The sequence below is a fragment of the Listeria floridensis FSL S10-1187 genome (genome assembly GCF_000525875.1).
Lineage (GTDB): Bacteria > Bacillota > Bacilli > Lactobacillales > Listeriaceae > Listeria > Listeria floridensis.
In genome coordinates, this window is record NZ_AODF01000051.1 from 1 (window position 1) to 785 (window position 785).

The 785-nt window shown below is 36.2% G+C and carries 2 protein-coding genes; both read right to left on the reverse strand.

The genetic code is table 11. The annotated features are described in order from the left end of the window. Positions 1–88: 88 nt before the first annotated feature. On the reverse strand, positions 89–397 hold the full coding sequence (locus MFLO_RS13625; RefSeq protein ID WP_036098572.1) for a hypothetical protein: 309 nt from the start codon (positions 395–397) through the stop codon (positions 89–91). After that, the gene (locus tag MFLO_RS13630; protein WP_051993681.1) at positions 397–711 is read right to left on the reverse strand and encodes a DUF1310 family protein; all 315 of its coding nucleotides are present in this window, start codon (positions 709–711) and stop codon (positions 397–399) included. The genes MFLO_RS13625 and MFLO_RS13630 overlap by 1 nt, the downstream gene beginning before the upstream one ends. Positions 712–785: the final 74 nt, after the last annotated feature.

Consider the following 785-nt stretch of genomic DNA (forward strand, 5'->3'; position numbering starts at 1 on the left):
GCGGTCTGTAAAGTATCCGCAGAAGACACTAATTGCGGAGTAGCTGGAGCCTCGCCCCCCATTCAAAATCGCAGTACCCATGATTAAATCATTTCCTAGCCAATCGTTCAGCACATCGCGCGGTTCTTCTTTTTATCTGATTGATTTCAGTGGAACCGCGGTAAAGGATCGTCACTTCTTTCACTTTTTCGCGTTCTGAGAGTGGAGCATCGGCTACTACTGCGTGCTTTCCGCTTGTGACTATGAAAGATTGTTCTCCATTTGCCTTGTTATTTACTTGAGAAACCTTACCTATCTTAATTGAGTTTTCAATAATAAGATCATCGTTAACTTCTAGTTGACTGTACTCTTTTTTTGCAATCTTAACATTTTGCTCATCTGTAAATCTTCTCATCATTATTTAGCCTCCAATTTATCCGACAGTTTTCCTGAAATACTAGAAATCACATCATCATCAAAATTATCAGAGCTTTTCTTATCAAGATTAAAATTTATATAGAGACTTTTTTCACCATTCACATATAATCTTCCATTTATCCCACCCATAGGATTATGTTCAATACTACCGTCATCAATTTTGTATGTTTTAATTATCCCTTTATCAGTTAAAGCATTTTTATCCAGATTCTTCAATCCCTCTTCAAACACTTTCTTTGCTTCTTCACTATTCACAACTTCCTGCATATCCTCATTCAATGTTTGATTATCCATATACATTTTCACTCCAAATCCTATTCCAATTAACAGTATAAGCCCAAGTACTACTTAACCTGTTTTTTCATCCC